The sequence below is a fragment of the Nocardiopsis halophila DSM 44494 genome, from assembly GCF_000341245.1.
GTDB lineage: Bacteria > Actinomycetota > Actinomycetes > Streptosporangiales > Streptosporangiaceae > Nocardiopsis_A > Nocardiopsis_A halophila.
Window position 1 is genome coordinate 1 of the sequence record NZ_ANAD01000281.1, and the last position, 2,307, is coordinate 2,307.

Genomic DNA, 2,307 nt, shown 5'->3' on the forward strand with positions numbered 1-2,307 from the left:
GTCCTCGATGGACCCCAGCGGGTAGGCGTCGACCAGCTCGGCGTAGTAGGCGGCCATGTCCTCGGCGCTGCGCTCGGTGCCCTCGAAGCGGTAGGTGCCGTCCTCGAAGAACTCCGAGGCGGCCACGTCCAGGGCCAGGGCGATGTCGCTGCCGGGGGTGTAGCCGGCCTTGCCGATCGCCTCGACGATCAGGTCGAGGGCGGCGCGGTTGCTGTCCAGGTTCGGGGCGAAGCCGCCCTCGTCGCCCACCCCGGTGGCCAGGCCGTGCTCCTTGAGCACCGACTTCAGGGCGTGGTAGACCTCGGCGCCCCAGCGCACGGCCTCGCGGAAGCTCGCCGCGCCGATCGGCGCGATCATGAACTCCTGGATGTCGACGTTGGTGTCGGCGTGCGCCCCGCCGTTGAGGATGTTCATCATCGGCACCGGGAGCACGTGCGCGTTGGGGCCGCCCAGGTAGCGGAAGAGCGGCAGGCCCGCGGTCTCGGCGGCGGCGTGGGCGACCGCCAGCGAGGAGCCGAGGATGGCGTTGGCCCCGATGCGGGCCTTGTTGGGGGTGCCGTCCAGGTCGGTGAGCGCCCGGTCGATCAGGCGCTGCTCTTCGGGGGCGAATCCGAGCAGCTCGTCGGCGACCTCGTCGTTGACGGCCGTGACGGCCTTGTCCACGCCCTTGCCGCCGTAGCGCTCGCCCCCGTCGCGCAGCTCAACCGCCTCGAACTGCCCGGTGGAGGCGCCGCTGGGAACGGCTGCGCGGGCGGTCGTCCCGTCGTCGAGGAGGACCTCGACCTCGACCGTCGGATTCCCGCGGGAGTCAAGGATCTCTCGCGCCTGTACTGCCTCGATCGACGACACGGGTCGTCCTCCTTCTTCGTTCACGCTCGACTGGCGACCGGGCCCGCGGGGAGCGGCGCGGGTCGGCGTTGCCGCCGCGGACCGACTCCGAGCCTAGCGACCCCGCGCGACCCCGTGCGGCCCCGGGCGCGACGGCGGCCCGGAACCGCCCCGACCTCCCCCGGGAGCGGTGTCCGGCGTGTCGCCCCTTGCCCCGCCGCACCCCATGTGCCTACTATTCCCACTAACTAAGTAGGAGAAAGAGGCTGCGGCGTCCCGCGGCGGCCGCCCCCGAACACCGTCACCGAAGGCGCGCGATGCAGACCCTGATCCTCCTCGGACTCGTCGGACTTGCCGCCCAGCTGATCAACGGCAGCCTCGGCATGGGGTACGGGGCCACCTCCACCACGATGCTGCTCATGCTGGGCACCGGCCCGGCGGCGGCCTCGGCCACGGTCAACCTCTCCCAGGTGGGCTCGCAGCTGGCCTCGGGGTTCGCGCACTGGCGGTTCGGCAACGTCGACCGGCGCGTGGTGGTGCGCATCGCCGCCCCCGGCGCGGTGGGGGCGTTCGCCGGGGCGCTGCTGCTGAGCCGGCTCTCCTCGGAGGCCGCGGGCCCGCTGATGTCCTCCATCCTGCTGGCGCTGGGGCTGTACCTGCTGCTGCGCTTCACCCTGCGGGACATGCCGCGCCCCACCGGCGCGCGGCCGCTGCGCACGGCCTTCCTCGCCCCGCTCGGCCTGGTGGCCGGGTTCATGAACTCCACCGGCGGCGGGGGCTGGGGGCCGGTCGGCACGACCGCACTGCTGGCCACCGGCCGCCTGGAGCCGCGCAAGGTGATCGGCTCGATCAGCGCGGGCGAGTTCGCCGTGGTCGTCGCGGGCAGCCTCGGCTTCGCCGTCGGCCTGGGTCTGGAGGGCATCGACCTGGCGTGGGTGGGGGTGATGCTGCTGGGCGGGCTGCTCGCCGCCCCCGTGGCGGCGTGGCTGGCCCGGATGGTGCCGGCGCGCCCGCTGGGGTCCATGGTCGGCGGGCTGATCGTGCTGACCAACACCCGGGTGGTGCTGAGCGCGGAGTGGGCCCAGCTCCCGCCGCTGCCCACCTACGCGCTCTACGCCGGGATCCTGCTGGCGTGGGCGGCCGCGGTGGCGCACTGCTGGCGGCTGCACTTCAGCGAGCGCCGCGCCGAGCACCGGGACGGGAGCCGGGACAGAAGCCGGGACGACCACGCCTCCTCGGAGGCCGACGACGGCCCCGTCCCCGCCGAGCACTGACGAGCGCGGCCCGGACCGGCCTCGGGAGCGCCCTCGGGACCGCCCCTCACAGATCGAGCGCAGACGAGAGGAATCCGGTGACCGACGCCGGGTGATTCCCCTGACCTGCTCGTCGGCCGCCGGGCCTCTGGTGGTCCGGGAACAGCGGCAACGACGGGACGGCTGGTACCCCGCTCCGGCCGGCCTGCCGAGTGGCAGGGGCCCT

2 protein-coding genes are annotated in these 2,307 nt (G+C 74.0%); one reads left to right on the forward strand and one right to left on the reverse strand.

Annotation, left to right across the window (positions count from 1 at the left end; genetic code table 11):
• Positions 1–849 (reverse strand): phosphopyruvate hydratase (eno, locus tag D450_RS0128945; protein ID WP_017542118.1); only part of this gene is annotated, 849 nt, incomplete at its 3' end.
• A 296-nt stretch (positions 850–1,145) separates the two neighbouring features.
• Between eno and D450_RS0128950 the strand changes: the two genes are divergently transcribed.
• A complete protein-coding gene (locus tag D450_RS0128950) occupies positions 1,146–2,102 on the forward strand; it encodes a sulfite exporter TauE/SafE family protein (protein WP_017542119.1) in 957 nt (318 codons plus the stop codon).
• Positions 2,103–2,307 lie beyond the last annotated feature (205 nt).

Coding starts and splice junctions, on each gene's coding strand:
- D450_RS0128950 (WP_017542119.1), top strand. CDS start 1,146: ATGCAGACCCTGATCCTCCTCGGACTCGTCGGACTTGCCGCCCAGCTG.